This window comes from Trinickia dabaoshanensis (assembly GCF_002879885.1).
Classification (GTDB): Bacteria; Pseudomonadota; Gammaproteobacteria; order Burkholderiales; family Burkholderiaceae; genus Trinickia; species Trinickia dabaoshanensis.
Window position 1 is genome coordinate 1 of sequence record NZ_PNYA01000101.1, and the last position, 250, is coordinate 250.

A 250-nucleotide genomic window follows, 5' to 3' on the forward strand; every position below is an offset into this window, starting at 1 on the left:
AACCAGACCCACCATTCGCGATGATCGTTAGTGCTTTAGCACTTACGAGCATCTCGCCCCCGAAGGGGGTTAAGCGGTGGTGATAATCGACGCGGTTATTTGAGTCTGAAAATGGTTATGCTGGGGGGCATAGCTCAGCTGGGAGAGCACCTGCTTTGCAAGCAGGGGGTCGTCGGTTCGATCCCGTCTGCCTCCACCAACCTTCAATGACAAGCGTTCGGTTTGTACCGAGTCTTTGTCATTGGCGATT

Annotated in this window: 1 tRNA gene; it reads left to right on the forward strand. The window is 53.6% G+C overall.

Annotated elements, in window-relative coordinates:
- The first annotated feature begins 123 nt into the window (after window positions 1-123).
- Window positions 124-199, forward strand: a tRNA-Ala gene (locus tag C0Z18_RS32560).
- The last annotated feature ends 51 nt before the right edge of the window (window positions 200-250 follow it).